Origin of the sequence: Paenibacillus sp. GCM10028914, assembly GCF_042666275.1 — a bacterium.
Taxonomy (GTDB): domain Bacteria; phylum Bacillota; class Bacilli; order Paenibacillales; family Paenibacillaceae; genus Paenibacillus_AQ.
Map to the genome: position 1 here is coordinate 462209 of NZ_JBHTFO010000017.1, position 15053 is coordinate 477261.

Below are 15053 nucleotides of genomic sequence, written 5' to 3' on the forward strand. Positions count from 1 at the left end.
GTGTATCCCCCAGCTTTAAATAGCCTCTTCGAGTATAGAGGATGGAAGAAAATGATAGGTTTCAATCGCGGCCCCCAGTTTCTCAAGCATTGCTTCGGTACACTTACCTGTTCCACGCTTGATCAACTGTACTTCTACATCTTTTTTGCCCCATTCACTATATACCTGTTTTGTTGTGGCGAAGTATAGATCAATTTTCTCGCCTTTTATGGCAGAACCCGTATCAGCCACAATGCCATACCCGTAATCAGGAATGTACAGAATGCTTCCGAGTGGAAATACTTTGGGATCAGCTGCTATCGTTGAAACCTTATTCTTATCCCGCTTCACCTTAACACCTGAATAAGTAATCCCATACTGTTTATGCCCAGGCTTTTTACCTGTTGATTCAAAACCAGCCGTATATCCTGTTGCTGTAACCTTCACCGTATGAAGAATCTGATCTTCTCGCGGCGCTAAGACAGGTATCGAAGGGACCTGTTTTTTCATCGGATTCGTGGAGTCTGTAGCCTCATCCTCGTTATTCACTGGTGGCTGCAGCATATAATGATTGATATTACCGAGCCCTACAGCACTAAATGCGTAAAAACTCGTCATCTTAACATATTTATTTTCTTCATGAACCTCTTCTTCTTGTTTGTATACTTGCACATCTCCAATATCGTAAGAGTCTGGAGATATCGGCATCATTCTTGCAGCGTCCACGTCCGATGCACCTATGCTATACACAAATGCTGATAGAAAAATCCATATTAAAAACCTCTGCCATGTTTTCCAATTGTTCATTTGATAACCTCCCCTTTACTTGCGAGGTTTCCCAAATCTCAAATGGTTTATACGTTACATGACAGAGGTCTATGAAAGTTTATACTTGTTCCTGCTCGTTCGAAGATACGTTCAGGAGTTTACACAGAGCGAGTATTGATCTCTTCACGGAGCTTGAGAATCACTTCATCAAGACTTTGTGCTCCAAGATCGCCTTCTCCGCGTTTACGCACAGATACTGCCTTAGCGTTCATCTCATTCTCACCTACGATGAACATATAAGGGACTTTTTCAAGCTGGGCTTCACGGATCTTATAACCTAGCTTTTCATTCCGAAGATCCGGCTCAACAGAAATACCAGCCAGCTGAAGCTTGTCTGTTACTTCCTTCGCATAATCTTCAAATGCAGTGGATACCGGTATAACTTTAACCTGTACTGGTGACAGCCACAGCGGCAGTGCTCCAGCAAAATTCTCAAGCAAGAACGCAGTAAAACGTTCCATTGTACTAATAATACCGCGGTGGATAACAACTGGACGGTGCTTCTGTCCATCGTCGCCTACATATTCGAGCTCAAAACGTTCTGGAAGCAAGAAGTCCAGTTGAACCGTGGACAATGTTTCTTCCTTACCAAGCGCTGTCTTAATTTGAACATCCAATTTCGGACCATAGAATGCTGCTTCGCCTTCTGCTTCGTAGAATGGCATATCCATGCTTTCCACAACTTCACGCAGCATACGTTGAGACATTTCCCACATTTCGTCGTCTTGGAAATATTTTTCCGTATCTTGCGGATCGCGATAAGACAAGCGGAAACGGTAATCGTGAATACCAAAGTCCTTGTATACAGTCTGGATCAACTCGATAACACGAGCAAATTCTTCTTTAATCTGATCCGGACGGCAGAAAATATGAGAGTCGTTCAATGTCATGGCGCGAACACGGTGAAGACCAGTCAAGGCTCCTGACATTTCATAACGATGCATCATACCAAGCTCCGCAATACGGATAGGAAGGTCACGGTAGCTGTGCATGCTGCTCTTATATACCATCATATGGTGTGGACAGTTCATCGGACGGAGAACAAGCTCCTCATTGTCCATTACCATCTTAGGAAACATATCTTCCTGATAGTGCTCCCAGTGTCCAGAGGTCTTATACAACTCAACATTTCCGAGAACTGGAGTATACACGTGCTGATAGCCAAGACGCTCTTCCATATCGACGATATAACGCTCCAGAGTGCGGCGAAGTTTCGCGCCATTTGGCAGCCAGATTGGTAGACCTTGACCAACAAGCTGGGAGAACGTGAACATTTCCAGCTCTTTACCCAGCTTACGGTGATCACGTTTCTTCGCCTCTTCCAAGAAATGAAGATGCTCGTCAAGCTGAGCTTTTTTCGCAAATGCTGTACCATATACACGCTGCAGCATCTTGTTCTTGCTGTCTCCACGCCAGTATGCTCCAGCTACATTCATTAGCTTGAATACTTTAATTTTACCTGTTGAAGGCACGTGAGGCCCACGGCAAAGGTCAAAGAATTCACCTTGTTCATAAATGGAGATAATACTGTCCTCAGGCAGCGCATGAATCAGTTCCAGCTTATAAGGATCCTCCAGCTCACCGAAGATACGAAGTGCTTCTTCACGACTTACTTCTTTGCGAACGATCGGCAAGTTTTCACCAATGATGCGTTCCATTTCTTTCTCAATCTTTTGGAGATCTTCAGGATTCAGTGGCTCCTCCAGATCCATATCATAGTAGAAACCATCCTCGATTACCGGACCAACACCAAGTTTGACCGATTTAGCACCGAACAAACGCTTTGTAGCCTGTGCCATCAAGTGAGCTGTACTATGGCGAATAACCTCAAGGCCATCCGGAGAATCCTGTGTCACGATCTCAATAAGGGCTCCCTCTTCAAGAGGTGTCGAAAGATCGACTACGATTCCGTTCAATTTACCTGCTACGGCATTCTTTTTAAGCCCACTGCTAATAGATGCCGCGACATCTCCAATATTGCTGCCTTCTGCGTATTCCCGGACAGATCCGTCCGGAAGTTTAATACTAATTGCCATCCCGCTATTCCTCCTAAAAAGCATCCTTGTTTGTATAATTTCACGTATGATCCCATAATCCACCTGCAGGACAAAATAAAAAACACCCGTCCCGCAAAGGGACGAGTGTTATACTCGTGGTTCCACCCTAGTTCGATCTTAAGCAGCTTACAAGAGGCTTTAGATAAGCCAAGCACTACATAAGATCCTTCGTTGGCATTGTATAACGGCAATGAACCGGCGAAGCCTACTCTCATCTGAAACGCTAATCCCACGTCTCATATGTTTCGACAACGCAGCTACAAAGGGGTAAATCAGGTGGCGTACCGAAGGAAATTACAGCCAAGTTTCCTCTCTCTGAACGGCAATACCGACTTGACTCATGTCTTTGTCGATGCTTTTCACGTGAATTTATCAGTTATTATAATCCCGCTTAACCGGGAACGTCAAGTCATCATTCGCTACACTCCCCAGAAAGGAACTGCACTCCAGGCAACTGCAACAAACTTCCGCCCGATTGTCGAAAATATGAGCAAGTGTACTTATTACGGGAAGTTCAGGCTCCCTTGTATGAATAATCATACGTGCAGGCGATACGGAAATAAGCGTGCTTACGACCATATCTTCGATTTCCATATCCTGATCTAATCGCTCCATTACCATCCCTTCATCCCTTACTTTTTCAATCGGTCTAAGGTTACCGTCCAGTAGAAGAAAATCCTCTTCTCCCTTATGAATCACGTGAACCAGAGGCATAAGCGGTTCCTGAAAATACACAAAATATTTAAGTAAACTAACAAACTCCTCATATTGCTGATCCATCATAAATTCATCCACAGCGTACTCAGCCAATTCCCTTAGCTCCTGCAAATAAGCCTGCATTCTAAAGGTCATGTAGCCATCTAAATTCAAATCCGGTGACTCTGTCAAGCAAGCAAAAATGCTCTCTCTCAGCTTCCTTCTTCGCTGCTGCGAATAATCTTCTGAAGTGTTATCATCCTTCGCAAGAAGCATTAAATACCACTGTAGTACCCGCTCAGCTTCTTCTTCATCATTAAATTCAAACTCTGTCATCAGCAACCGAGCTGCAAGATCCTGCTCCTTCTCTTCAAGGATGTAAGCCGCTGCCGCTTCGGACACTGATCTGCGTACCATTTCTGCAGATGAGGACCACGCCGTAAGCTGTAGTTTGCCCGAACACGACCATATGACCCGATCTCCAGAAGCGCTGAATGAAAACTTCAGCTGCTTGCATTGTTTATGTAGCTCTTTCTGCTTGTCTGATAAGATACGGTAAAATGCTTCTTTTTCACCGTCAGTCTGTGTATTGACCGTTATGCTGAATAGTTCCATGGAATCGCTCCTTTCGGGTTCCCTGTTTAAGTATATGGGGACCGAAGGATGGATATACGGAACTCCTTAGTGGAAAGCTCTGTTAATCGTTGTCGTCGGATCATGGCAAAACATAAAGGCCCTACCTAACCGTAAACGAAGACGGAAGGCAGGGCCTCATTAAGACACGATAGTATGAATAAACGAATTAGTTCTGCATTACAAAATCGCGTTCAATCGTACTGTTGTCATTAAATACACGAAGAATGTCATACTTTGTATTACGCTGAGCAGGAATATTTCCAGTTTCGCGAATCAGCTCCAAGATGGATTCAATGTTCACTTTATGCACAGCTCCAGCGGAAGAAACAACATTCTCTTCCATCATGGTGCTGCCGAAATCATTACAGCCATATGAGAGAGACAGCTTGCCAACTTCCGGCCCCATCGTTACCCATGAAGATTGTAGATTTGGCACGTTATCAATAGCCAGACGACTAATAGCTACCGTCTTCAGGTAGGCTTCTGGAGTCTCACGTTCGCGCTTCAGATTGGTATTATCCGGTTGGAAGGTAAAAGGTATGAAAGCAAGGAACCCTTTAGAATTCCATCCATTCTGAATGCACTCATCCTGCGCTTCTCGCACACGGAGCAAATGAAGTGCTCTCTCCTCCATCGTTTCACCCAAGCCAATAACCATGGTTGCGGTCGTGTTCATACCGAGCTTATGCGCCGTCTGCATAACATCCATCCATTGACGCCAGCTGCCTTTCAGCTTGCTGACCTTCTGGCGAATACGGTCGTCCAAGATTTCGGCTCCGCCCCCCGGTAAAGAATCAAGTCCTGCGTCCCGGAGTTCGCGAACAACTTCTTCCATGCTCAATCCGGACACGTCCATCATCTTCACAATCTCAGCTGGTGAGAAGGAGTGCATTGTTATATTAGGGAACCGATTCTTGATTTTCCGGAGTAAATCCGTATAGTAGCTGAACGGAAGATTAGGGTTCGTTCCGCCCTGCATTAGTATCTCTGTTCCATTTACGTCTACGGTTTCTTGGATTTTCTGTAAGATTACTTCATCCGATAGAACATATCCTTCTTCGTGTCCGGGTCTGCGGTAAAAGGCGCAAAAGCGGCAGTAAACATCACACACATTCGTATAGTTTACATTTCGTCCGATTACAAAAGTCGTTATCGGATCAGGATGCAGCCTTTTGGTCATAATATCAGCAGCATGTCCAATCTTCTCAATCTGGTCACTTTCAAAAAGAGTTACTGTATCTTCGAGATTCAAACGCTCGCCACGCAGCGCTTTATCCAGAATACTGTCAACTGTACCCATTTATAGGTCCTCCCTTATCATAGCTAAATGACAATGAATTCTACTTGCCCATGTATTATGTTCTTCACCTATTATCTATTTCATCGTAACACATAAAGGAACTAAAAAAAAAGACATCCCTATGATTCAGGGTGCCTTTTCAAGAGATCATTGCTATCTGTTTACTTCCAGCGCCTGATCCAGATCAGCAATAAGGTCGTCGATATCTTCTAATCCGACTGAGAAACGAAGAAGTCCGTCCGTGATCCCGCGCTCATGGCGTACTTTCTCTCCCATTGCTGCGTGTGACATCATTGCAGGATACGAGAGAATACTCTCTACTGCACCCAAGCTTACAGCTACGAGCGGAAGCTTAACTGCGTTAAGCACCTGCTTGGCCCGTTCACCAGAACCTACATCAAATGAGACGACTGCACCATAACCACTGCACTGCTTCTCGTGGATTTCCCGTCCGGGATGATTTAATAGGCCTGGATAATACACATGATCAATATCACTCCGGCCTGTAAGCCATGCTGCCAGCTTAGCAGCACTTTGCTCACTATGTGCCATACGAGCACCTAGCGTCTTCATACCTCTCATGAGGAGCCATGAATCCTGTACACCCAATACGGTTCCAAGACCATTCTGAAGCTGTTTCAACTGTTTAGCGAGCTCTTCGGTTCGAGCCACAGCTAGGCCTGCAAGCACATCACTGTGCCCGCCAAGAAACTTAGTCGCGCTATGAAGAACAATATCCACGCCTTGCTCAATCGGTCTCTGATAGTAAGGCGTCATAAATGTATTATCAAGAATCGTTAATAGTCCATGTTCCTTAGCCCAAGAAGTAACCGCCCCGATGTCGGTAATCTTCAGTGTTGGATTCGATGGAGTTTCCATATAAACAGCTTTGGTATTTGGTTTGAGTGCTGCCTTTACCTGTTCAAGATCTGTCATATCCACGAAAGTGCATTCCATACCCATACGGTTCAGGATACTTGTCAGGAGCCTGTAAGTCCCTCCATATACATCCTCTGTTACAATAATATGATCTCCTGCTGACAAAATCATAAACGTACTTGAGATTGCTGCCATACCGGATGCATACGCAAACCCTTGAACTCCACCTTCTAGTAATGCAATATAATTCTCCAGTACCTGACGTGTAGGATTGCCTGATCGGCTGTAATCATGCTGTGGCGGATGATATATATCTTCATGATGGAACGTAGACGCCTGATACAGAGGTACGCTTGATGCACCTGTTGCTGTATCAATCTCTCCTCCAAAGTGAAGGAGTTTGGTTTCAAACCGAACCTGATCCAAACTTCTCTCCTTTTGTTCCTTGTTTCCTGATTTGCTTGAATGTCCATTCTGGTTGTCTAGGCTCATCTGTCTGCTCCTCCTTCAATTTCAGCAACTGCTGCATTTAGCGCAGCATCCAAATCTGCAATCAGATCATCCACGTGTTCAATACCGACGGAGAATCGAAGCAATCTGTCATCTACACCAACGGCTTCACGAATCTCCAGAGGGATATCGGCATGGGTTTGAACGGCCGGGTAAGTCATCAATGATTCTACTCCGCCAAGACTCTCAGCAAAAGCGATCAGCTTGATATGACGCAAAATAGGTTCAACATACTTGGCATCCTTCACTTTGAATGAAAATATGCCCGTATTTCCGCTAGACTGCTTCTGTTGTACTTCGTAGCCCGGATGATCAGGAAGTGCCGGATAGAAAACATCAGAAACCGCAGGATGCTCTTTCAGGAACAACGCAATTGCTGTCGCATTGCTCTCGTGACGCTCCATGCGTAAAGCCAGTGTCTTCATCCCGCGCATCAATTGGTAAGAATCTGTCGGACCGAGCACCGAACCGATTGAGTTATGTAAAAAGGCGATCTCCTTAGATAATTCTTCTCCCTTGGTAACAATTAACCCGGCAAGCACATCGTTATGGCCTCCTAAATATTTAGTGGCGCTGTGAACAACGATATCTGCTCCAAGCTCAATCGGTCTCTGGAAGAATGGCGTCAGCAGCGTATTATCTACGACGCTTATTAAGCCGTGATGACGAGCCCAACTACAGACCGTTTCAATGTCTGTGATCATCATAAGGGGATTCGTCGGCGTTTCAATAATAATTGCTTTCGTATTCGGTTTTCTTGATTGCTCTAACGCATCCATGTCATTCGTATCCACATAGGTAGCAGTGATGCCATAACGAGACAATATTTGCTCGATTAAACGGTAGGTGCCCCCGTATAAATCCAAAGATACGATAAGATGATCACCTTGTCTGAAAAGAGCAAATACGGTCTGTAATGCTGCCATACCCGAGCTACAGGCAAATCCGGCATCGCCGGATTCCAGTGCAGCCGCCGCTTCCTCTAGTACCGTTCTTGTCGGGCTTTTCGTTCTTATATAATCGAAACCTGTACTTTGACCTAGTTTAGGATGACGAAATGCAGTTGCTTGATAAATCGGGAAATTTATTGCACCCGTAACAGGCTCCTCAACAGATCCAATCTGAGCCAGCCTACTTTCAATCTTCAAATTATTCTTCTCCACAATACCCACTCCTCCTTAAATTACGTTCTTTCGCTCTCTATATTTGCGGTCCGATATCATAAGGTGTTTCTTGATATACATAGTAATTGAGCCAGTTAGAGAATAATAAATTAGCATGAGCTCTCCAGACTGAAGGCGGTTTGCGAGTCGGATCATCTTTTGGATAATAGTTACGTGGAAGTGCAATATCCATACCTTTGGCTACATCTCGCTCATATTCCCATCTAAGCGAGTCAGAGTCATATTCTGAATGACCTGTCACAAATATTTGTTTTCCATCCTTTGACGCTACCAGATAAACACCGGCTTCTTCGGATTCAGCTAATACCACAAGCTTCTCCGCTCGCTCGATGTCTTCTCGCCGAACATCAGTATGCCGGGAATGTGGTGCATAGAACAGCTCATCAAACCCCCGCAGCAGCTTAACGTTTGGCTCGTTTACTGTATGAGGGAACACACCGAAGCATTTCTCGGACAAGCTGTACTTCGCCACATCATAATGATAATAAAGACCCGCTTGAGCGGCCCAACATATATGGAGCGTTGAAGTTACATTACGCTTGCTCCATTCAAAGATCTCTTTGAGCTCATCCCAGTAGTTTACATCTTCGAAATCCAACTGTTCTACTGGAGCTCCCGTGATGATCATACCGTCAAAACGGCGATGTCTGACTTCTTCAAACGTTTTATAGAATGACTCTAAATGTTCTGCCGGAGTGTTTTTAGAAGTATGCGATCCCGGATGAAGCAGCACAACATCTACTTGGAGTGGGGAATTACCGATCAGTCTTAGCAGCTGCGTCTCTGTTGTCTCCTTGGTTGGCATCAAATTCAGAATGGCAATTCGCAGCGGACGGATATCCTGTTGAAAAGCTTGGCTTTCATCCATTACGAAAATGTTCTCCCCAGCAAGAATTTCCTTTGCAGGCAGTGTGTCTGGAATTTTAATCGGCATCATTATTCCTCCTTTAGGTTAATAAATAGTCATACTGCATAAAACAACATAAGAGATTGCCAAAGTATACAAAAAAATGACCTTTCTGTGATGAAAGGTCATATATACGTATACGTAAACTATGCGCCTCTCTCATCTGTCAGACTGCAGCGATCCTTAGTGTTAAGGCCGCGTACCTCCTGCAAGAATTAGCACCGTGCGATGTTGCCGCCGGTTGCCGGGTTTCATAGGGCTAGTCCCTCCACCTGCTCTTGATAAGATTTCGCGTTATGAAGTTGTTTGTTTCCTAAATACTATTGATTATTACTTTAAATCAAGAACATTTTTTCGTCAAGAAGCTTTGAGCTAAAAAAATGGAACAAATCACCTGTATCTTCCATACCCTGTACAAGGATGAATCACATGTTAATTCCACCTTGAAAGGTTATAACCACGGCGTTATACTAGATTGGTGCTAATTAACCATATGAAAGAGGTGACATGGAAGATGGACGGTGACCCGAGCCAGAAGCTGGATGTAAATGACGCAAAACCGCATAGGACCAAGATCAGCTCACCGGTGGCGGGCAACGTTATTTTTCGTGCGCTCTTTTAGATGCCCAATGCCGAGTCGTGCAGAGTTTCTGCCCGGCTAATACCGGTAAGCTGATACCCTATGCCTTGATTCGAAATGCGCAAGCAGTGAATTAAAGGAGTGATATCAGATGAAAATCCGGTTGGTAAATTCGGGTGTTTTCACCCCGATAGACAATATTGAAACGACACTTACAGCTCCACCAGACGGATTTTACTGGATTGACGCTGATGTTGAAGACTTGGCGGAACTCCAGCCCCTCTTCAATCTACATGACTTGGCTGTAGAAGACACCCAGAGTGATGAAGAGCAACGTCCAAAGATTGAAATATATGAGAACCACTACTTTATTGTAGTAAACAGCATTCGATTTGATGATGAGGAGATCTTCCTTCGAGCTCTGAATATTTTCCTAGGGAGACATTTCATCATTACCGTAACAAAGCAGAAGATCAATGAATTACGCGCTGTAAAACCACTTCTGTGGGAAGATGAAGCCAATTCACCTGACCGATTTCTGTACATCCTGATGGACTTGGTTACAGACAATTACTTCACGGTAGGTGACCGAATCGAAGCGCGCATTGATCAGCTTGAAGAAGATATTCTCATGCACACCAAGAAATCACATCTGAACGAAATTATCGGTCTTCGAAGTGAAATTCTATGGTTGAAAAAGGTACTTGGCCCTCAGAAAGAGGTAATCAATACACTGAATAAAAAAGACCTTCGTCTGATCGATGATCAGCTGCAAAAATACTTCAGCGACATCTATGAGAATGCCGTGAAAATATCCGAAACTTTTGAAACCTACCGCGATCTGATGAGTAACCTTCGAGAAGCTTATCAGTCCAGTATTGCGAACCGTGCGAACGAAATCATGAGGGTATTTACGGCAATGACCACGATCTTCATGCCGCTTACGGTTATTACTGGAATATACGGGATGAACTTTGAGTTTATGCCCGAGTTGAAATGGAAATATTCCTATTTTGCGGTTATTGGACTAATGATTTTTCTTGGATCCGGCATGTTTTATCTGTTCCGCAAAAAAGAATGGCTATGAAATATCAAAAAAACGGGTATCCTTCTTTATTCATTAAAGGGTAACCCGTTTTTTTATATGTCACACTGCGCTACGCTTCTCAATCGTTTGCCGTCTAAAGCGTATACGGATAAGGCGGAGCCGTTCATACAATCTTTCCATTCCACCCTGAGCTGCTGGCTCCTGACCATATACCCGCTGCATTACAGGTTTAAGGAAGGTATCACCGAGATCCTCAAACGCTTTCCAAATGGCGGAATGCTCTGTTTCCGGCAAACTCTCGAGCTCCAAACGGATTAAAAGCTCCATATCGTACCCTTCCTTTTCAAGCACTTCCATCTGTTCAACTAGCTCCCTCCGTGACATGCTGGTCTTCTCCGCCAATTGATCTAGTGATAAACCTTCTGCTATGCCCATTAACATCACCCGACCCATGCGGAATTCTTCTAACTCTTGCTTGTATTTGTGTTCTTTCTGCTTGTAGAGCCAAGACAAGAATTCATCTTCTTTCAACTCACTAAATACCCAGTCCAGAGGAAAAGAGGTTGTTCGTTCTAAGCGTATCGTCATTTCAATCCATTCATCCCCATGTTCTGCCGCCTTGTTCGCACCAATCCCTGGTAGCTGAAGCAATTCCTCCACTGTTTGCGGCACAAAAGCGCTTATCAAGCGAAGTACACGGTTACTCGCTATAAAGTAAGGTGCCTTTCGTCCAGCTGCCGCTTTTCTTCGGCGCCACGCGCAAAGCTCCGTATACAACGCTTCAGAACCATATAGCTCACTATAACATTGCAGTTTCTGTGCAGCATGGTTTCTTCCCTTAGCATCCTCAGGTTCGTGGAATATCCCTTCAATTACAGGACGATATCCCTCACTGAGTTTCATGGAAAGACGATGACGGTAAACGCACAACAACTCACTCCATGAACTTCCACTGTACCAATCTTCATCTTTGGTATATCCGTCAGCTTCAAAGTCTCGCCAGCCGAGATGCCACACGCCTTCCTCTTCACCAATCCACACTTGTGCCGTATTTTCTTCACTTGATTCGTTCGTTCTGGACATCTGATTCATAAATACAATTTGCATCCCATGGCCTCCAATCATTGTTATCAACCGTATAACGCACGCTGTACAACGCAAAAAAGCACCTCTCCCGCCGTAGCGTCAGAAAGGTGCTTCCCTCAATTTGAATAAACGTTATACTGTTAAACAACATGATACCATAATTTGTAATAAGGTCAACTGGGTTGTTTATCTTAATTTCCCATATAGGTTGTCTTAGATTTTTCTTGTATAATGGACAACAAACATCATCTATGCAGAAGGAGTGAACCGCCGATATGACCGGGGAATCACGGCAACTTGATTTTTTATCCGATAGTACAGAGTCTACATCTACCCGATTCGTCACGTTCATTGGCCCATCACTCAAACGATTTGATCTGGCAGTGACCACAACGAACCTATTTTATGGGAAAAAGCTCGTAACCGACCTTCAGTTCGGAAGAACAGCCATATTGGCTAGCGACGATCTCGAACAAGACAATTACCTAGAGCGCACATTCAGTCTCAACCCAGAAGAAGCCGACGATTTACGTGAATTTCTAACACTCGTCTTAGGGGATGCCCATTTCACCGACTAAGAAGCTTAGGAAAAAGAAGAACCCTATCCTATTTCAGGATTTAGGGTTCTTCTTATGCATAATGAATTACAGAGCGTCTTTAATAATTCCTTTATAGAAAATAACCGACAACAACCCAAAGATAGAATAGAGAACTGTATAAAGCAGCATAACCAAGACCATAGGCGTCCATAATTCTGTTCCGAAGAAGAACCAGCCTGATTTTACAGCGAAATAACTATGAAACAGTCCCACGATGAGCGGTATGCCAAAATTAAAGATCTGTTTCATTTGAATGCCTCGAAGGAGATTTCCTTGTGTAAAGCCCAGCTTTCTCAAAATGGTGTAATTCGCTTTTTCCTCTTCCCCCTCATCCATCTGCTTGAAGTAGAGAATGCATCCAGACGTGATTAAGAATGTGAGACCTAAGAAACCAACGATAAACATCATTAATCCCATGTTCGTTTTCTGGTAGCTAATTGTTTCTGCCTGGGACCAGTTCGGCCCCTTACTATCCAAATCCAACTTCGTAAAAATATTTTCCGCTTCTTTAAGCTCGCTTCGATCTGTAATATCGAAACCGTAATATTTAGTGGAGCCCCCTTGAATTTCAGGATCCACATTTTGTACCAACTGTTCGAAGATGCTATGGTCCACGACGGCCGTTGGCATCCCGTGTGAGAAGTATGAGGAGACGACAGCACCTTTTTCTAGCCCACTCATATTCAGAGTCAAGGCGTCAGTACTTCCCTTGGTCTCTATCGTAATTTGTCCCTCATTTTTAATAGACATGAACTGTGTCACCGCATCACTCATACCCTTCAACAAAAACTCACCGGGAGCTATGTCCACACCAGAGACACTCTTATCGCTGACGAAAGGAAAGATCATTTCGCCCGAGTCATTAGCAGCCTTTTCAAGTCCAGATCCGATAATATCAGAAGCATCAACATTCATCTGGATCACATCGATTTCGACCTCAGTATATGCAATATCGCCGGCAGACAACGCTTCTGTGAAAAGATCTCGATCCTCTTGACGAACAATTGAGTAGTCGTTGGGCACGGTTTGCTGTGCCATTTTTTCTGCGGAATAATAAGAAATATAGCTTAGCGACAAAAGTCCGATCGCCAGTGCAGATACCGTCGTAATTACAGTCAATAATATCGCATTGGATTTCATGCGGAACATGATGGAAGAGAGGGAGAGAACGTCATTCAGTGACAGGTACCCACCTTTGCTCTTACGGATCGCATTAAAAATAAAACTTACCGAACCCTTGTAAAATAAGTAGGTTCCGATGATAACTGCTCCCAGGATCATGACCATACTCAAGAATAATTCGTTCATTTCAACCAAGTCACCACTAAACAGTCTAGTGGACACATAATACCCATAGAGAATAAGTCCAATACCGAGCAAGCCGATGATTATTTCCATAATGGACATTTTCTTTACTCTCGCCTGCGTTGAAGATACCGTTCTGAACAAGGATAATATGCTTTGTCTTCTAATGAATATAAAGTTCATAATCATGATGAGAATGTATACTCCAGCGAATACGAGTACCGTTTGAGTCAACGCTTCGGATGAAAAACGCAAGGTGGCATTCGCCTCCACCCCCGTAATTTTGAACAATATCATTAGAATTAGCCGGGAAACGGAGAAACCTGCAAAAATACCAATCAGCATGGAGCCGAAATATAAAATCAAGTTCTCTAAACTCAAAATCATAAATATTTTACTTTTCGTCAGTCCGATTAATTGAAACAGCCCAATTTCTTTACTGCGTCGTTTAATGAAAATGTTATTCGCATACAGAAGGAAAATAGCCACGATCGCGACCAGCAGAATCGAAGCAGCACCCAGTGCTGCTCCACCTTTGATTGACCCCTTGGCTTCATCCATAGACGGATCATACTGAAGGGTTACAAAGGAGAAATACAGCGCTACACTAAATATCAAAGCAAATACGTAGAGATAATAGTTTTTTATGTTCTTTTTCAAATTGCGAAAGATGATAAAATTAATGTTCATTTTGAACACCACCCAGAACACCTTGCGTTTTCATAATGTCTTTGAAAAAGGCCTGTCTTGTCTCCTCGCCTTTATTCAATTGTGTGTAAATCTGCCCATCTTTAATAAAGATGACTCTGCTGCAATAACTTGCAGCCACCGGATCATGCGTAACCATGACGATCGTGGAAGTCAGTTTCTGATTTAGTTCGCTTAATTTGTTGAGCAAATCTGATGCTGATTTTGAATCCAGTGCGCCTGTTGGCTCGTCCGCAAATATGATGCTGGGATCATGAATAAATGCGCGGGCAGCGGAAGTACGCTGTTTCTGTCCCCCTGATATTTCATTCGGATATTTGTTCGCAAGGTCAACAATTCCCAGCTCCGATGCTACCGTTTTAAATTTCTGATCTGCTGCTTTTTTCGATACCTTCTTGACAGATAGTGGGAGCAGTACATTCTCTTTGACCGTTAAAGTATCAAGTAGGTTATATTCCTGAAAGATAAAACCTAAATGATGCTTTCTGAATTCAGCAAGTTGTTTATCCTTCATGCCAGTAAATTCTTTTCCCTCAATGGTAATCGTCCCTTGACTGACTTTATCAATTGATGAGAGTACATTAAGCAGGGTCGTTTTCCCCGAACCGGAAGCCCCCATAATGCTCACGAACTCGCCCTTATCTACCGTGATGTCAATTCCCTTTAATACTTCTTGCTTATTAAATTTATTTCCATAGCTTTTGTAAATTTTATTCGCCTCTAGAATTACCAATTCGCTCACTCCTTTTCT

At 43.8% G+C, this 15053-nt stretch carries 12 protein-coding genes and 1 riboswitch; of the genes, 2 read left to right on the forward strand and 10 right to left on the reverse strand.

Annotation, left to right across the window (positions count from 1 at the left end; all coding sequences use genetic code 11):
• Positions 1–15: 15 nt before the first annotated feature.
• The 7 genes from ACFQV5_RS19590 to metA form a co-directional block, all read right to left on the reverse strand.
• Entirely contained in the window at positions 16–786 is a 771-nt protein-coding gene (locus tag ACFQV5_RS19590; RefSeq protein WP_379249110.1) for a 3D domain-containing protein, read from the reverse strand.
• Between the two features lie 119 nt (positions 787–905).
• Entirely contained in the window at positions 906–2843 is a 1938-nt protein-coding gene (gene thrS, locus ACFQV5_RS19595) for a threonine--tRNA ligase (protein WP_379249112.1), read from the reverse strand.
• A 393-nt stretch (positions 2844–3236) separates the two neighbouring features.
• On the reverse strand, positions 3237–4175 hold the full coding sequence (locus tag ACFQV5_RS19600) for a putative sporulation protein YtxC (protein ID WP_379249114.1): 939 nt from the start codon (positions 4173–4175) through the stop codon (positions 3237–3239).
• 187 nt (positions 4176–4362) lie between these two features.
• Positions 4363–5496: a cyclic dehypoxanthinyl futalosine synthase gene (gene mqnC / locus ACFQV5_RS19605; RefSeq protein ID WP_379249115.1), complete on the reverse strand. Its 1134-nt coding sequence runs from the start codon at positions 5494–5496 to the stop codon at positions 4363–4365.
• Between the two features lie 153 nt (positions 5497–5649).
• Positions 5650–6867, reverse strand: a complete 1218-nt coding sequence (locus ACFQV5_RS19610) for an aminotransferase class I/II-fold pyridoxal phosphate-dependent enzyme (protein ID WP_379249117.1) — start codon at positions 6865–6867, stop codon at positions 5650–5652.
• Positions 6864–8048 carry an aminotransferase class I/II-fold pyridoxal phosphate-dependent enzyme gene (locus ACFQV5_RS19615; protein ID WP_379249119.1) on the reverse strand — a complete coding sequence of 395 codons (1185 nt, stop codon included), beginning with the start codon at positions 8046–8048 and terminating at the stop codon, positions 6864–6866. Before ACFQV5_RS19615 ends, ACFQV5_RS19610 begins: the two co-directional genes overlap by 4 nt.
• Positions 8049–8085: 37 nt before the next feature.
• A complete protein-coding gene (metA, locus tag ACFQV5_RS19620; protein WP_379249458.1) occupies positions 8086–9003 on the reverse strand; it encodes a homoserine O-acetyltransferase MetA in 918 nt (305 codons plus the stop codon).
• Positions 9004–9132: 129 nt separating this feature from the next.
• A riboswitch (SAM riboswitch) is annotated at positions 9133–9264 on the reverse strand.
• Positions 9265–9707: 443 nt separating this feature from the next.
• On the opposite strand from metA, the gene corA reads away from it, so the two are divergent.
• Complete coding sequence (corA, locus tag ACFQV5_RS19625) at positions 9708–10643, forward strand: magnesium/cobalt transporter CorA (RefSeq protein ID WP_379249121.1); 936 nt, start codon at positions 9708–9710, stop codon at positions 10641–10643.
• A 60-nt stretch (positions 10644–10703) separates the two neighbouring features.
• Here the strand turns inward: corA and ACFQV5_RS19630 are convergent, their stop codons facing one another.
• On the reverse strand, positions 10704–11711 hold the full coding sequence (locus ACFQV5_RS19630) for an HRDC domain-containing protein (protein ID WP_379249123.1): 1008 nt from the start codon (positions 11709–11711) through the stop codon (positions 10704–10706).
• Between the two features lie 254 nt (positions 11712–11965).
• Between ACFQV5_RS19630 and ACFQV5_RS19635 the strand changes: the two genes are divergently transcribed.
• A complete protein-coding gene (locus ACFQV5_RS19635; protein ID WP_379249125.1) occupies positions 11966–12268 on the forward strand; it encodes a DUF3055 domain-containing protein in 303 nt (100 codons plus the stop codon).
• Between the two features lie 66 nt (positions 12269–12334).
• On the opposite strand, the gene ACFQV5_RS19640 is transcribed toward ACFQV5_RS19635, so the two are convergent.
• Positions 12335–14284 (reverse strand): FtsX-like permease family protein, encoded by a 1950-nt coding sequence (locus ACFQV5_RS19640; protein WP_379249127.1) that lies wholly within the window; start codon positions 14282–14284, stop codon positions 12335–12337.
• Entirely contained in the window at positions 14274–15035 is a 762-nt protein-coding gene (locus tag ACFQV5_RS19645) for an ABC transporter ATP-binding protein (RefSeq protein WP_379249459.1), read from the reverse strand. The genes ACFQV5_RS19640 and ACFQV5_RS19645 overlap by 11 nt, the downstream gene beginning before the upstream one ends.
• Between the last annotated feature and the right edge of the window lie 18 nt (positions 15036–15053).

Coding starts and splice junctions, on each gene's coding strand:
- ACFQV5_RS19590 (WP_379249110.1), bottom strand. CDS start 786: ATGAACAATTGGAAAACATGGCAGAGGTTTTTAATATGGATTTTTCTA.
- thrS (WP_379249112.1), bottom strand. CDS start 2,843: ATGGCAATTAGTATTAAACTTCCGGACGGATCTGTCCGGGAATACGCA.
- ACFQV5_RS19600 (WP_379249114.1), bottom strand. CDS start 4,175: ATGGAACTATTCAGCATAACGGTCAATACACAGACTGACGGTGAAAAA.
- mqnC (WP_379249115.1), bottom strand. CDS start 5,496: ATGGGTACAGTTGACAGTATTCTGGATAAAGCGCTGCGTGGCGAGCGT.
- ACFQV5_RS19610 (WP_379249117.1), bottom strand. CDS start 6,867: ATGAGCCTAGACAACCAGAATGGACATTCAAGCAAATCAGGAAACAAG.
- metA (WP_379249458.1), bottom strand. CDS start 9,003: ATGCCGATTAAAATTCCAGACACACTGCCTGCAAAGGAAATTCTTGCT.
- corA (WP_379249121.1), top strand. CDS start 9,708: ATGAAAATCCGGTTGGTAAATTCGGGTGTTTTCACCCCGATAGACAAT.
- ACFQV5_RS19630 (WP_379249123.1), bottom strand. CDS start 11,711: ATGCAAATTGTATTTATGAATCAGATGTCCAGAACGAACGAATCAAGT.
- ACFQV5_RS19635 (WP_379249125.1), top strand. CDS start 11,966: ATGACCGGGGAATCACGGCAACTTGATTTTTTATCCGATAGTACAGAG.
- ACFQV5_RS19640 (WP_379249127.1), bottom strand. CDS start 14,284: ATGAACATTAATTTTATCATCTTTCGCAATTTGAAAAAGAACATAAAA.